This is a genomic window from Microbispora catharanthi (assembly GCF_006334915.2).
GTDB lineage: Bacteria > Actinomycetota > Actinomycetes > Streptosporangiales > Streptosporangiaceae > Microbispora > Microbispora catharanthi.
In genome coordinates this window covers 1-13352 of the sequence record NZ_VDMA02000026.1, presented here as the reverse complement: position 1 = coordinate 13352, position 13352 = coordinate 1, and the positions used below count along the sequence as shown (strand labels likewise).

The window sequence follows — 13352 nt, the reverse complement described above, 5'->3', positions numbered from 1 at the left end:
CCTCACATCAACCGAAGCCCCGGCAGGGAGAAGGGTCCCTGCCTGGGCTCCTGAGTGGGTGGGTGGAGCCTGGCCGGCCGTGCTACTCGACGGCACGCAGGTGCACGAGGAGCTCCCGGTGACCGTTGCTGATGAGGGTGGGGATCGGCTGCAACGCAGCGGCCGGCACCGCGAGTGACATGGTGGGGAAACGCTCGAAGAGCTGACGGAGGGCTTCTGCGACTTCGAGGCGGGCCAGAGGAGCGCCGAGGCAGAAGTGCACGCCATAGCCGAACGCCAGATGATCCTTGACCCTACGGGTGACGTCGAAGGTGTCGGCGTCCGGCCCGTGCCATTCCGGATGACGGTTGGCGGCCGCGTATGCGGCGAGGATGGGATCCCCCGCCGAGATGATCTGCCCGTCGGGCAGCTTGACGTCGGTGACGGCGAAACGCAGTGGCAGGTACTTGACGGCGGGCTCGTGGCGAAGGGTCTCCTCCACCACGTCGTCCCAGGTGGCCTGGCCGGTTTGGACGAGGTGAAGCTGGTCGGAGGACGTCAGCATCGCGAAGACGGCCTGGTCGATGACGTTGACGGTCGTCTCATACCCGGCGTTGATCATCAAAGACAGCGTGTCGCGCAGTTCCTGATCGGTGAAGCCCGCGCCGGCCGAATCCTCGTCCCGTGCCGCGATGAGGAAGGAGGTCATGTCGTCGCCGGGGTTGCTGCGCTTGGTGGCGATCAACTGGTCGATGCGCTCGTAGAGGCGTGCGCTGTTGGCCTGGGCCTGCTCAGGCGTGAGCGTGCTGTCGAAGACGCGGTCGACCAGCTTCCGGAAACCTTCCCGCTGGTCTTCCGGCACGCCCATCAGGTGGCCGATCACGGCGATGGGCAGCGGGAACGCGAGTCGCTCGCGCAGGTCCACCACCTCGCCGCCGGGCACCGCGGCGAGGTCGTCGATCAACTCGGTGACCATGGACCGAATGGTCGGTTTCAGCTCGGCGATGCGGCGTGCGCTGAAGGCGGGAGCGACCATCCGCCGTAACCTGCGGTGGTCTGCGCCGTACGCGGTGAACATGTTCTGCACCGCGATCCACAGCGCGAGCGGCCAGGTGCTGGTCGTCTGCTGAAAGGCCGGGTAGTGCGCACGGCCGTCCTTGGAGACATCGGGGCTGGTGAGAAGAGTCTTGAGGACGGCGGGGTCGCTGACCGCCCAGGCGCGCAGGCCGAGGACGTCCACGGGGGTGGCCGGGCCACGAGCCCTCAGTGCCCGATATTCGGCGTGCCGGTCGGCACCGGTGGGATCGATGACGAACGGGAGGGGCTGGGACATCTGTCTTCTCCTTCAAGTCGCGATGGTGGAGCGGCGGGAAGGGGGCCTCACGGGCAGGCTCATCCGGTCGGGCTCGCCACGGTGGCCGGATGCGGAATCCCGGAGTCTGTCTCGGGCCATGTCTGGGCGATCTGCTCCTCGCCGAACCGGCCAGGCCGGTAGTGCCCAGCAGGCTGGTCGATGGCGTTGATGACGACGATGAGGGACATCAGAGCAACGCGCTGCCGGTCCTCGTCAAACGATTGTCTGCTTGCGCGAGGAAGTTGCCGAAATAGGTGAGACGCGATTCCACGTGGCCTCCCTGCCGTTTTGCGGACACACGATTGACCGGGTAGTCCGGGCTATATATGACAGGAAGCCACATGTGCCGTACGTCTTACCAGAGCCGCAGCGAAAACGGTGCAGCTCGGGTCAGACGGTGCGCCATGCCAGCCGCGCCAAGGACGCCATGATTGAGCACAGGCAGCATGGCCCCCGAAGACATCGAATTGGTTCTCGACGACCACCGCGATATCGACAGTCACTCTGAGAGCGTGCTTGAGAAGTTCTTACGGGGCTCAGCGGCGGCTCTTCCGAAAGGACGCCTCGCCGCGCCCCCACAAGGTGACATCGGCCCGATCACGTGGTGATGGCCGACCCGGAGGGAAACGAGTTCTGCCTGGTCTGACACGACCGGCCCGAACTCCGGCGGCCGGGAGCCGCCCCCAGGGCACATGCCGGCCGCCGCCCTGACAGCCTCACGCGAGGACGACTCTTGATCGCTTGGCGATGAGATCATTCCGAGCGCATTCCGGATCTTGCCGAAGCTGTGAACCTTCCCTGTCGGCGCCGCCGTCTCCGACAGGCCCGGGTTCCGCCGCACAGCGAGCGCATGCGAGTCGTAATTGATCAGTGACGGTGAGTGATGACATTGTGCTTACGTCTCGATCAACTCTCTCGGGAGGCAACCATGCTTGCTCGCCGTCTGCTAGCCGTCGCCGTCATCTCCGCCGCGGTCGGTGCGGTTACCACCGTGCCCGCCGTGGCCTCTGCTCGCCGGCACGCCGGCCGCACGCCCCTGGTCGGCCCCCCGGCGTGCGTCGACGTCAGCAACAATCGTGGCAACGGCACCCAGATGTACCTGTGGGAATGCCAGAACAACAACTCCAACCAGAAGTTCGTCTTCGACAACGGCCTCATCAAGGTGGAAGACACCATCGGTAAGGGCCGGGAGATGTGTCTGGACGCCTCCAACAACCGCGCCAACGGCACCCGCGTATACCAGTGGCAGTGCCTGGGAAACGCCAACCAGCTCTGGGTCCTCCAAAGGGGCCTGATCATCCTCAAGTCCACCCTCAACTCAGGCAACCGCATTTGTCTGGACGTCACCAACAGCCGTGCCAACCTCGCGCCGGTATATCTGTGGCAGTGTGTGCCCAACAACAACCAGAAATTCGTGATCGACGACGGCCAGATCGTGGTCAAGGACACCCTTTCCTGATCTCCGGCCGCACCCGGCACCTTCCCGACGCACCGCAGGGCATGAGCGGCAGGCGGGACGGCAACCCGCCTTCGGTGGGCCGGGGCCCAGGAATGAAGTCCCGGCCCGTCGACCGCCCCCAACCCGTGTGATGGCCGGCCGCAGCAGGGCGATCGTCGTGCTGCATCAGTGTGGCGGCGGCGCGCCTGTGGTCGGCGGGTGCGGCTTGGTCCGGCGGGCGCTGTGTACCGGCGGGCGCTGTGTACCGGCGGGCGGCCCGCAGCCACGTTCTCCCGGCGAGCCAGGGTAGGGACCGAACCCTGGCTCGTCGATCGCCCCCAAGCACATCTGGTGACCGGCCACGCCGTGGCGATCGCTAGGGCTGCATCTGCGCGGAGGCGTGGCAAGTGATCTGCGGTCCTGCGGTGAGTGGGACAGAATATCGGCGTATGCGGGATAAACCGGCAGGTCTGGCGGAAGCCAAACTGATGGTGGCAATGACCGAGGGATGGGGCATAGAGCCCCACTCGGTCGAGTACCTCCCGGTGGGCGCAGGCAGCTACCACTGGTCGGTGGTGGACCAACGTGGGACGGCGTGGTTCGTCAAGGTGGACGACCTCGGCGTCGAGGACGCTGGACGTGACGACGCGTTCGACCGGCTCGGCCGATCCTTCGGTGCCGCCCTGGCACTGCACCGGGACGCGGGGCTCGATTTCGTCCTTGCGCCGATCCCGACCACGACCGACGCCGCGATCTGGCGGCTGAACTCGCGGTACGCCCTGTCGGTGTTTCCAATGGTGTCAGGTGCCGCCGGGCACTTCGGCGCGTACCGACCCGAGGACCGTGTCGAGGTGATCGACCTGCTGGCCGAGTTGCACGAGGCAACCCCGATCGTGGCGGACACCGCACCACGGGCTGACCTGGTGCTGCCCGGTCGGGACAAGCTGGAGGAGGCGCTGCAGGACCTCGACCGAGAGTGGACCGGCGGGCCTCATGCCGAGCCGGCCCGCAAGCTGCTGTCCGTCTATGCCGGGCAAGTCCAACGATTGCTCGCCGACTTCGATCGGCGGGTCGACCAGGTACGAAACACTGCGGCGGTGTGGGTGGTCACGCACGGCGAACCGCACCCCGGAAACGTCATGCGTACCCCGGCTGGGCTGCGGCTCATCGACTGGGGCACCGTGCAGATCGCGCCGCCAGAGCGGGACCTGTGGATGCTCACCCCCGCCCTCGCCCGCATGCTCGGCAAGAACCCGGTTGGCGACGATGACGTACTCGTCCGTTACATCCGAGCCACCGGCCGGACCGTCTCATCCGCCGGCCTCGCTCTCTATGCGCTTTGGTGGCGGCTCGCCGACATCGCCATCTTCGTCGACGAGTTGCGCCGGCCGCACGGCACCGGTGAGGACATCGCCGCATCGTTGACCTATCTCACCGGCTATCTCGAATCCAGCTGAGACTGGTGGAGCAGGAGAGGGATGCGCCACCCTCGCGAACCGCGCTCTCACCGAGAACAAGTGGGCCAGGTTCATCGATGAAGGGCCGAACGTGACCCGCTTGACTCGAAAGTGCACGAATTCTTGCCAGACTTGTCCAGATATGGCAACTAAGTCAGAATCAGTTCAGCCTTCAACTACTTGGTTGTAGGGTCACTGCACGGATGAGGAGAGGCATGAAGCGCACCATCTCCGTTCTCGCCGTCACCACCGGCGTCCTCGGCGCCACGCTCACCGGTATCGGTCCCGCGTCCGCAGCCACCCCCGCGGTCGACTGCTCCACGGGCGGATACACACGGGTTCTGACCAGCTACGTCCCCACCAATGTCCAGCGGCCGGCGGTGGACGGTCACAGCTACAACATCGGCGGTCCGTTGGCGTACACATATGAGGTCTGCCTCGACATCCCGGACACCTCGACATTCACCATCGAGGTAAGGATCTGGAACAACGGGACACAGACCGTGTTCGTGGACGACCGGCCCGGAGACAAGGTCTTCCGCTACTCGCTCGACCCCAACAGCTTCTGGCAGGTCTACGGCACGATGACCGGGCCCGACAGCACCTACATCTACTACACGTGGAACGAGAAGCAGATCCCGGCCTGACTCGGAACGGGCCGGCCGCCTCGCTCGGCGACCACATGCTTCCGACCTTTCAAGCGGCTCGGTGAGCAACTGGATTCGTAGCCGTTGTTGTATTTCGCTGCTGTACGGAATCGCAAAGGCCATCTCCTGATCACGGGAGGTGGCCTTTGACGTGGGGTGGAGCCCCTCGTTGCTGCAGGACCGGACTCCGCCGCCGCCGAGGCCCCGTGAGCGGCGGCGGCCTCAGCCCTTGAAGGCGCCGTTCATGATCCCGGCCACCATGCGCCGCCCGACGAAGACGAACAGGACGAGCAGTGGGAGGGTGGCGAGGAAGGAGCCGGACATGGCGAGCCCGAGGTCGATGTTGAAGCTGTTCTGCAACGCCTTGATCGCGATCTGGACGGTGTACATCTCCGGCGACTTCAGCACCACGAACGGCCACAGGAAGTCGTTCCACGCGGTGACGAAGCCCAGCAGACCGAGCACGAAGGCGGCGGGACGCACCAGCGGGAACGCGACGCGCCAGAAGATCTGCCAGGTCGAAGCCCCGTCGATGCGGGCTGCCTGAAGGATCTCGTCACTGATCGCGGACGCTATGTGCTGGCGCATCCAGAAGATGCCGAAGGCGTTGGCCAACCCGGGGACGATCAGCGCCTGGAGCGTGTCCACCCAGCCCAGCGATGAAATGATCATGTACTGAGGGACGATGGCGAGCTGGGTCGGCACGGTCATCGTCAGGACGACGAACAGGAACAGCGCGTCGCGGCCGCGGAAGCGCATCTTGGCGAACGCGAAGCCTGCCAGCGCGCACAGCACCGCCTGGCCCACGCCGATCGCCCCGGCCACGATCAGGCTGTTGACGATCGACCGGACGAACGGCACGGTCGAGAACACCAGGCCGGCCAGGTGGAAGAAGTTGCCGCCCGGCACGATCTCGGGCGGCAGCTTGATCGCCGTCGCGGTGTCGGTGGTGGCGACGACGAACATCCAGTACAGGGGGAACAGGCAGGCGAAGGCGGCGAGCGCGAGCAGCGCGTAGGCCCACCATCGGACACGATCGCCGGAGCGTGGTCTCTTGGTGCTCATGATCGCCCCCTCAGCCCTTGACCGGGCGGATCCGGGTGGACAGGAAGTAGTTGAGGCCGGCGAGCGCGACGACCATCACGAACAGCGCCACGCCGATCGCCGCTGCGTAGCCGAACTTGAACTGGGTGAACCCCTGCTCGAACAGGAAGAGAGTGAGCGTCTGGCACTGGCGGATCGGCCCGCAGGTGCTGGCTGCGCCGCGGTTCACGAGCAGGGCCTCGGTGAAGATCTGCAGTCCGCCGATCGTCGAGGTCACGATCGTGAACACGATGACCGGCCGCAACGAGGGGAGGGAGATGTGCAGGAACTGCCGCGCACCTCCGGCTCCGTCGACGGCGGCCGCCTCGTAGATCGCCCGGGGAACGGCCTGCAGGGAAGCCAGATAGAGGAGCGTCGTGTAGCCGAACCACCGCCATGCCACCATGACGGCGATCAGCACGTGGCTGCCCATCACCGACTGGGTGAAGTCGATGTGCTCGAAGCCCACCAGACCGAGCAGCCAGTTCAGCAACCCGTAGTCGCGGTCGAACATCTGGCTGAACACGATGGCGGTGGCCGCCACCGAGGTGATGTACGGCACGAGCATCGTCATGCGGAAGAACACCGCGAGGCGCAGCCGTACGTGGTTGAGCATGTGCGCGAGCACCAGCGCGACCAGCAACTGCGGCACGGTGGACAGCAGCCAGATGCTCACGGTGTTGCGCGCCGCGTTCCAGAACCGCACGTCCCCGAGCAGCCGGCTGAAGTTGTCCAGGCCGACGAACACGTGCTCGCCGATCGGGTTCCAGTCGAACAGCGCCACGTAGAAGGTGAACAGCAGCGGGATGAGGCCGAACACCGCGAAGAGCACGAAGAACGGGGCGATGTAGGCGTAGGGAGCAACGATCTCGGTGAAACCGCGCCGCGCCGCCTCCACCGGCGGGGCGGGGGGCAGGCCCGCCTTGGTGGGGGTGATGCTCGTCGTCACGGTCTGCTCGCTTCCCCGCCGCCGGCGCGCGCCGTGGGGACGGCCCGCGCCGGCGGCGCTCGTGAAGGGTCCTAGCCGCCGATGGCGGTCTTGATGTTGGTCACCGCCGCGTCCCACGCCTTTGCGGGATCACCCTTGCCCTGCTCGACGTTGGTGATGGCGTTCGTGAACTCCGTGCCGATCGTGGTGCTGTCCGGCCCGATGAGGAACGGCTTGAGGCCGAGCAGCGAGTTGGTGTAGATCGTGCCGATCGGCGCTCCGGAGAAGAACTCGTCCTTGGCAGAGGTGAGCTTGGGGTCCTTGTAGACCGACGGGGTTGAGGGCAGTGACCTGGCCTGGGCGAAGTGGTCGAGCTGGCCCTGCGGCGACTGCGTGGCGGCGATGTAGTCCCAGGCGGCCTTCGGGTTCTTGGCGCCCTTGGGGATGGCGAGGAAGCTGCCACCCCAGTTGCCCGAGCCGCCGGGGATCGTGGCAATGTCCCACTCGCCCTTGGTGTCGGGGGCGTTGTCGCGGATGGAGCCGAGCAACCAGACCGGTGCGGCGATGGCGGCGAAGTCCCCCCTCTTCATCGCGGCGCTCCAGCCTTCGGTGAACGTGCTCTGCTTGGCGGTGATCCCGGCGGCCACGGCCTTGAGCGCCTGGTCGAAGGCGGTCTTGACCTGGGGGCTCCGTTCGTACACCAGATTGCCCGCGGGGTCGTAGTACTTCTCCTGCCCCTGGTTGACAACCTGCGAGTAGATGCTCCCGCCGGCGTTGTCGATGAACGCCTTGCCGGTGGCCGCCGTGTACTTCTTGCCGGTTTCGATGAAGGCGTCCCAGGTGGGCCAGAGCTTGCCCACCTCCTCGCGGTCCGTCGGCAGCCCGGCCTTCTTGAACAGGTCGGTCCGGTAGGCGATGGCCATGCCGCCGACGTCGGTCGGGATGCCGATGATCGCGCCGTCCTTGGTCGTGGACTGGCTGATCACCCAGTCGAGGTAGTCGCCCTTGATCTTGTCGGCGCCCATCGTGCGCAGGTCGACGAAGTTCTGCGGTTGCTGGACGAACTTGGGCAAGTCGTCGCCCTGGATCAGCACCAGGTCGGGCACTTTGCCGCCGGCGAGCGCGGTGGTGAGCGCCTGCGCCGTCTCCTGTGCGTTCCCCACCTCGGTCAGCTTGATCTGCACGTCCGGCTTTATCTTCTTGTACTCCTCGGCGGACCCCTTCGCGTTGATCCCGGTGAACGACCAGAACTCGAACGACTTGCCGTCGGATCCGCCGGAGGAAGTCTCGGACGACGAGCCTGAGCACGCTGCCATGCTGAGGGCCGCGGTAGCGGCGAGCACGACCGCTGAGACGTTGCGGAACTTCACGGCGACCTCTTTTCGGTTGCTGTGGTCAGGGATGTGATGCGCGGCCCGGCATTGAGAGTGCGCTGCGCTCGCCGGACACCTCCTACGTTCAGGACCCCCGTGCTTGCCTGGAGCGTAGGACGGCGAGGGCGCCGTGCTACTTCAGACTCCGGACCGCGAACACCGGACAGGTTCGGCACCGCCATGCTGACCTGGTATTTCACCTGCGGAGTCTGCTGACTCCACGCTCTGGAGCCTGAAACTTTCGGCGGCATCACGTCGATCATTGCTCCAGGACATTAGGCCGCTGTCAACCTGAGCGTCAATAATCTAGCGGCCGGCTGCCTGAAACAATCGGCCCACTGGTTTTATGTTTTCGGAGACGTGCCGCCCCTCACCAGGACAACGGAGGCGGCCTTCACCGCAGGTCACCGGGAACGAGGAAGAGATCCGACGCCCACGGGCCAGAGGCGTCACCTTGACTCGAACGCGCAAACACCTTTGCCCAGGCTTGTCCAAGTATCGCTGCCGGGTCAGAATCAGTTCAGCCTTCAACTACTTGGTCGAAGGGTCACTGCACGGATGAGGAGAGGCATGAAACGCACGATCTCCGCTCTCGCCGTCACCACCTGCGTCCTCGGCGCCACGCTCACCGGCATCAGCCCCGCGTCCGCCTCGGCAGTCGACTGCTCCACAGGCGGCTACACCTGGGTCCGGAACAGCTACGTCCCCACCAACGACCAGCGGCCTGCGGTGGATGGTCGTAGCTACAATCTCTCCGGTTCGACGGCATACACGTACGAGGTCTGCCTCGACATCCCTGACACTGAGACGTTCACGATCGAGGTGCGGATCTATCACCCGGGCGGGCCCACGGACGTGTTCGTGGACGACCGGCCCGGGGACAAGATCTTCCGCTACTCGCCCGGCGCCAACACTTTCTGGCAGGTCTACGGCACCATGACCGGGCCCGGCAGCACCTACCTCTACTACACCTGGTACGAGAAGCAGATCCCGGCCTGACCTGAAACGGGCCGGCCGCCTCGCCCGCCGAAGTGGCCGGCCCCGACGTGCCTCGGGGTTCCGTGGAGCCGGCTCCAGGGTGGAGTCTCCTCGCTGAAGAACAGCTCGCGGTGCCACGGCTCCGCTCCTCGGCAAGAAGATCGTGGACGACGAGTGGCGCGCCGGGGATCGGCGGCAGCTCGAAAGCCGGGGGAATCTCACGTCGACGCGTAGCCTCCGCGGCGCCGCGCGCCTGCTTGGTCCACCGGATCACGACCCGCTGCACGATCACTATGCCGTCCCCCTTTAGTCTGTTTCAGCGAACAACAACACTCCACTTCCTGGTCAAGGGAGGTGGCCTGTGACGTGGGGTGGAACTGACGGTGACTGGCCCCTGGTGGCCGTGCTGAATGGCCCAGGAAGTTCACGCCGTCTCGCGGAGCCGGTAGAAATGGACGTTCGTGGAAGCAGCGGCGTATCGATGGCGTGCGGCCGCTGACACGAATTCGGATCTGTTCGACGCGTGACTCTTATCGTCGCGGCTGCTGGTCGGCGTCGTGCTTCGTCGGCTGTGGCGCAGAGTCCTCCACGAAGCGAGGACGGCAGGCGAACCAGCCGGCGATCACCCCTGGGATGGCGGTCGCAGCGAGCGCCAGGAGCGGGATCGACCATGATCCGGTCGCCTCGCGCAGAAGGCCCAAACCGATCGGGCCGAAGCATGCCAGCCCATAGCCGATGCCCTGAACGAAGCCTGACACGGCGGAGGCTGTCTGCGGGCTCTTGGTTCGACGGTTGATGAGGGTCATGCAGAGCGGGAAGGTGCTCACCCCGATTCCCAGCGCGCATGCCCACATCAGCGTGCCGTCGAGCGGGGACAGGAGCATGCCCAGGTATCCCGCTACCAGGAAGATCGCGCACCCGACGACCACGATGAACGGGTTCGTCATGCGCGTGGCCAGGTGTGGAACCACCAAGGCCGCGAGCATGCCCCATGCCGAGTAGAGCGCGACCATGGAGCCGCCCAGGGCCGCGCTGCCTCCTGCATCGGTGAGCACTGCCGGGACCCAGGTGATGATCCCGTAGTTGGACAGCGAAATCATCGCGAAGAGGATCACCAGGCCCCAGACGGTTGACGACCGGCTGATCCTTGGTCCCGCATCGGCCGCCGTCACGGCCGCGGGCGCGTGGTGATCAGCGGGCAGCCTGACTGCCAGGATGAGCCAGACCACGCCGGCCACAGCAGCTGGTCCCGCCCAGATACCCACCGAGAACCGCCACGTCGCCGCCTCTGCCACCGGGACCGCGAGGAGCGGGGCGATGAACTGGCCCGCCTGCATGAGGATCAGGTAAAGCGAAGTCCCCAGGGCCAGCCGATCGGCGAACCATGCCTTCACCAACGGAACGACCACGACGTTCGCGGCTCCGATTCCGGCCAGTGCCAGCACGGTGGAAAGCACCAGCAACAAGGGCGTTGGAGAGAAGGCGCGCATCAGGAGCGACAGAGCCGTCAGGCCCAGCGCCACAGTGGCCGTGCGCTCGAGTCCGAACTTCCTCGTCACCGCTGGGGCGAGAAACCCGAAGATGCCAAAGGACACCGCTGGCACAGTGCCGAGCAGGCCGGACAGCGTCACCCCGAAGCCGAGATCGGATCCGATGATCTCCAGAAGCGGGGTGAACCCGGTCACGGCCGTTCGCAGGTTGACCGCTGTCAGGGCGATGGCGAGCCAGGCCCACAAGGTCAGACGCCCACGATGCAACGGAACGAGCGACGAGGAGAGCGTTGCCACGTTATACTCCATTGTAAGGTTAGCAGATGATGGGGTTATGGGATGACTTTCGAAGAGTCTGGCACGCGACAGCCGATGCGTCGAGTGGGACTCATCGACCAGGCCGCCGAGCGCTTCCGCGAGGAGGTGGTCTCTGGACGCTGGCCGGTCGGTGAGCGGATACCGACCGAGGCCGCACTGGTGTCGGAGTTCGGGATCGGTCGGAACACGGTGCGCGAGGCGGTGCAGTCGCTGGTGCACGCAGGTCTGCTGCGCCGTGAGCAGGGCCGCGGCACCTTCGTCATCTCCAGCTCCGAGCTGACAGGCACTCTTGAACGTCAGCTCGCCGGTGGCACCCGTCGCCACTACCTGGAACTACGCCTTGCCCTTGACAGCGCTGCAGCGTCACTGGCCGCATTGAACCGCTCAGATGCCGACGTCGAACTGCTGCGCGAGCTGCGCGACCGTCGAGAAGCGAGCTGGGCGACCGATGATCCCGACCTGCGAGCGAGCGCTGACCTCGCCCTGCACCGCGCGATCGTGGCAGCGACGCACAACCCTCTCTACGTCAAGCTGTACTCCAGCATGCTCGACATCTTCGCTGCCCATATGCGCGACGAGAAGAGCGAGGATGAGGACGCGGCACACCGCTACCACCACGAGCTGGTCGAGGCGATCGCGGACGGGGACGCCGACCGTGCTGCCACGAAGGTGGTTTCCATCTTCAAACCCTTCATGCGCTGACCACGCACTTGCCTCCCCGCTCGGGCGAGGCGTCTCCGACGATGCCCCGCAACGCGAAGCACTGCAGGCCGGTGATCGTGCTGACATACCTAGACAGCAGCGTGATGGGGCGGCGGACGGTGCGGCCTTCGGCCGTATCAGCCTCAACACCGGAGGCGGACTTTCTCGGCAAGCGCGGTGCGTTCCTCCGCGGTGGCAACTTCCGGCGTGAGGCCAAGCGGGCGGAAGCGCTCAAGGAGATGGGCGTCAAGGGCCTGCACTTCCACGACCTGCGGCACACGGGCAACACGCTCGCCGCACAGTCGGGCGCAATCCTGGCCGACCTCAAGGCGCGGATGGGCCACGACAGCGCCCGGGCCGCGCTGATCTACCAGCACGCCACGCGAGACGCCGACCGGAAGATCGCCGATGGCTGAGCGCGCGAGTCGAGGCAGAGCGCGATGCCGGCAAGAGCTAATGGCACGCTGATGACACGAACGCCGCTTCTATGATCGGAGAAGCAGCGTTTTGGGCTGGTGGAGCCTAGGGGATTCGAACCCCTGACTTCCTGCTTGCAAATCGGCCTGATCCCCAGGGAAAACGACCGCGACCTGAGCGAGGGACAGTCCGCGAGCGACCGTGAGTACCCCACTGCTGACCGTCCTTAATGGCCCGCTAATGGCACGGCGATCACGGTCTTGAGCTGTGGCTCCGATGACATGCACTGGGAAAGGGAGAGACTATGAGCAGCCTTCTTCGCTCACTCGCGGACGAGGTGAGACCCGAGTAGGGACTCTTCGCCGTCGCCAACGTTATCGATGGCCGATTAGTGGGTGCGTCGGTCGATGGGAAGACGGAACCACGGACGAGGATCACGGCAGGGCACGACGGGCTCATCATCGAGACAGCGTATGTGCATACGATCCACAACCGGTTCGAGCGGTGGGACGCCGAAGGCGTGGTTCGACCCGCGCGTACCTCGCCGCTATCCGGCCCATCAGACCCTCGAACGCCTCCTGCCACCGGGCAGGGTCTACGTTGTGAGCTGCGGCCACCGCATGATCTTCGTTTGTCCACACAGCTTACGATGATCATCGGTGGCCGCAGCCGTCTTCTCACAGGACCTGACCAGCCAACATTACGATCTGTGCCTGGAGTAGGCGGCGGTCGAAGGGGCGACGCAGGCGCGCCGTCCCGTATCAGGAGGACATATGCGACGTGGCGAAGTCTGGTGGGCGGATTTCAAGGAGCAGCGGGCAGTCGTACTGCTGTCGGGAGAAGAGGCGTCCGGTTTCTTGGCGATGCAGATCGTCGCTCCCACGGGCACCGATCTCAGCGGCGTGGCCGTTGAGGTGGCAGTAGGTGCCCCCGAAGGACTGCCTCTCGAAGGCGTCCTGAGAGTCGCACTTCCACGTCCCGACCTCATCCCTTGCACTTGGCTGGTCACCCTGGCCATGGAAGACCTGATCGGGCAGGCGGGCGTCCTGCCGTCCGCGAAGCTCAGCGAGATCGAGGATGCCCTTCGTCTCGGTGGACTCAAGTAGGCAGAGCGGGATGGACGCCGCCGATGGCGCGGCCGGTCTCGTCGAGATGGTCAATGGTGGCCGCGCCATATCAGCGGCGCCC

The 13352-nt window shown here is 65.7% G+C and carries 13 protein-coding genes and 1 pseudogene; 8 read left to right on the top strand and 6 right to left on the bottom strand.

All coding sequences use genetic code 11. From position 1 onward, the window contains the following. Nucleotides 1-82: 82 nt before the first annotated feature. The gene (locus FH610_RS35330; RefSeq protein ID WP_139579594.1) at nt 83-1312 is read right to left on the bottom strand and encodes a cytochrome P450 family protein; all 1230 of its coding nucleotides are present in this window, start codon (nt 1310-1312) and stop codon (nt 83-85) included. Between the two features lie 59 nt (nt 1313-1371). After that, entirely contained in the window at nt 1372-1521 is a 150-nt protein-coding gene (locus FH610_RS44010; protein ID WP_205826300.1) for a hypothetical protein, read from the bottom strand. Between the two features lie 404 nt (nt 1522-1925). On the opposite strand from FH610_RS44010, the pseudogene FH610_RS45760 reads away from it, so the two are divergent. The 4 genes and pseudogenes from FH610_RS45760 to FH610_RS35310 form a co-directional block, all read left to right on the top strand. Continuing rightward, nucleotides 1926-1979: pseudogene (locus FH610_RS45760) on the top strand (VOC family protein); the annotation flags it as partial. Nucleotides 1980-2261: 282 nt separating this feature from the next. Beyond that, complete coding sequence (locus tag FH610_RS35320) at nt 2262-2792, top strand: RICIN domain-containing protein (RefSeq protein ID WP_161628154.1); 531 nt, start codon at nt 2262-2264, stop codon at nt 2790-2792. 428 nt (nt 2793-3220) lie between these two features. Beyond that, nucleotides 3221-4228 (top strand): phosphotransferase, encoded by a 1008-nt coding sequence (locus FH610_RS35315; protein ID WP_205826299.1) that lies wholly within the window; start codon nt 3221-3223, stop codon nt 4226-4228. Nucleotides 4229-4443: 215 nt separating this feature from the next. Further along, a complete protein-coding gene (locus tag FH610_RS35310; RefSeq protein WP_139579592.1) occupies nt 4444-4875 on the top strand; it encodes a hypothetical protein in 432 nt (143 codons plus the stop codon). A gap of 222 nt (nt 4876-5097) precedes the next feature. Here FH610_RS35310 and FH610_RS35305 read toward each other — a convergent pair whose 3' ends face one another. The 3 genes from FH610_RS35305 to FH610_RS35295 form a co-directional block, all read right to left on the bottom strand. Next, on the bottom strand, nt 5098-5940 hold the full coding sequence (locus FH610_RS35305) for a carbohydrate ABC transporter permease (RefSeq protein ID WP_139579591.1): 843 nt from the start codon (nt 5938-5940) through the stop codon (nt 5098-5100). A gap of 10 nt (nt 5941-5950) precedes the next feature. After that, on the bottom strand, nt 5951-6907 hold the full coding sequence (locus FH610_RS35300; RefSeq protein ID WP_139579590.1) for a carbohydrate ABC transporter permease: 957 nt from the start codon (nt 6905-6907) through the stop codon (nt 5951-5953). Between the two features lie 71 nt (nt 6908-6978). Continuing rightward, nucleotides 6979-8256, bottom strand: coding sequence for an ABC transporter substrate-binding protein (locus tag FH610_RS35295; RefSeq protein ID WP_139579589.1), 1278 nt, complete (start codon nt 8254-8256; stop codon nt 6979-6981). 573 nt (nt 8257-8829) lie between these two features. Here FH610_RS35295 and FH610_RS35290 point away from each other — a divergent pair. Continuing rightward, nucleotides 8830-9258: a hypothetical protein gene (locus tag FH610_RS35290; RefSeq protein WP_139579588.1), complete on the top strand. Its 429-nt coding sequence runs from the start codon at nt 8830-8832 to the stop codon at nt 9256-9258. A 509-nt stretch (nt 9259-9767) separates the two neighbouring features. On the opposite strand, the gene FH610_RS35285 is transcribed toward FH610_RS35290, so the two are convergent. After that, complete coding sequence (locus FH610_RS35285; protein WP_161628153.1) at nt 9768-11024, bottom strand: MFS transporter; 1257 nt, start codon at nt 11022-11024, stop codon at nt 9768-9770. A 42-nt stretch (nt 11025-11066) separates the two neighbouring features. Here FH610_RS35285 and FH610_RS35280 point away from each other — a divergent pair, with 42 nt between their 5' ends. The 3 genes from FH610_RS35280 to FH610_RS35265 all read left to right on the top strand — a co-directional run bounded on the left by FH610_RS35280 (nt 11067) and on the right by FH610_RS35265 (nt 13270). Further along, the gene (locus FH610_RS35280) at nt 11067-11747 is read left to right on the top strand and encodes a FadR/GntR family transcriptional regulator (RefSeq protein ID WP_139579586.1); all 681 of its coding nucleotides are present in this window, start codon (nt 11067-11069) and stop codon (nt 11745-11747) included. 71 nt (nt 11748-11818) lie between these two features. Further along, complete coding sequence (locus FH610_RS35275; protein WP_240809390.1) at nt 11819-12163, top strand: tyrosine-type recombinase/integrase; 345 nt, start codon at nt 11819-11821, stop codon at nt 12161-12163. A 774-nt stretch (nt 12164-12937) separates the two neighbouring features. Further along, a complete protein-coding gene (locus FH610_RS35265) occupies nt 12938-13270 on the top strand; it encodes a type II toxin-antitoxin system PemK/MazF family toxin (RefSeq protein WP_139579583.1) in 333 nt (110 codons plus the stop codon). Nucleotides 13271-13352 lie beyond the last annotated feature (82 nt).

Coding starts and splice junctions, on each gene's coding strand:
- FH610_RS35315 (WP_205826299.1), top strand. CDS start 3,221: ATGCGGGATAAACCGGCAGGTCTGGCGGAAGCCAAACTGATGGTGGCA.
- FH610_RS35290 (WP_139579588.1), top strand. CDS start 8,830: ATGAAACGCACGATCTCCGCTCTCGCCGTCACCACCTGCGTCCTCGGC.
- FH610_RS44010 (WP_205826300.1), bottom strand. CDS start 1,521: ATGTCCCTCATCGTCGTCATCAACGCCATCGACCAGCCTGCTGGGCAC.
- FH610_RS35265 (WP_139579583.1), top strand. CDS start 12,938: ATGCGACGTGGCGAAGTCTGGTGGGCGGATTTCAAGGAGCAGCGGGCA.
- FH610_RS35320 (WP_161628154.1), top strand. CDS start 2,262: ATGCTTGCTCGCCGTCTGCTAGCCGTCGCCGTCATCTCCGCCGCGGTC.
- FH610_RS35280 (WP_139579586.1), top strand. CDS start 11,067: ATGACTTTCGAAGAGTCTGGCACGCGACAGCCGATGCGTCGAGTGGGA.
- FH610_RS35305 (WP_139579591.1), bottom strand. CDS start 5,940: ATGAGCACCAAGAGACCACGCTCCGGCGATCGTGTCCGATGGTGGGCC.
- FH610_RS35310 (WP_139579592.1), top strand. CDS start 4,444: ATGAAGCGCACCATCTCCGTTCTCGCCGTCACCACCGGCGTCCTCGGC.
- FH610_RS35330 (WP_139579594.1), bottom strand. CDS start 1,312: ATGTCCCAGCCCCTCCCGTTCGTCATCGATCCCACCGGTGCCGACCGG.